The 375-nt window shown below is 61.6% G+C and carries 1 other RNA gene; it reads right to left on the reverse strand.

The window, feature by feature from the left end:
- An RNA gene (gene rnpB, locus MD536_RS20980) (RNase P RNA component class A) lies at nucleotides 1-366 on the reverse strand; the annotation flags it as partial.
- Between the last annotated feature and the right edge of the window lie 9 nt (nucleotides 367-375).

Here is a 375-nt window from a genome sequence, read left to right on the forward strand (position 1 = left end):
CCGGTAAGCCGGGTTCTGTCGTGGACAGTCATTCCTCTAGGCCAGCAATCGCTCACTGGCTCAAGCAGCCTACCCGGGTTCAGTACGGGCCGTACCATGTGAACCCCTATTTGGCCTTGCTCCGGGTGGAGTTTACCGTGCCACGAACTGTTGCCAGCCGCGCGGTGCGCTCTTACCGCACCCTTTCACCCTTACCTGATCCCGCTTGCGCGGGCCATCGGCGGTTTGCTCTCTGTTGCACTAGTCGTAGGCTTGCGCCTCCCAGGCGTTACCTGGCACCCTGCCCTATGGAGCCCGGACTTTCCTCCCCTCCATCTGTCTCCCCGAAGAGGACGGCAATGAAGCGGCGACTGTCTGGATCGGAAGAGCGTAGTG

It is taken from the genome of Flavihumibacter cheonanensis, from assembly GCF_022352215.1.
In the GTDB taxonomy this organism is placed as follows: domain Bacteria; phylum Bacteroidota; class Bacteroidia; order Chitinophagales; family Chitinophagaceae; genus Flavihumibacter; species Flavihumibacter cheonanensis.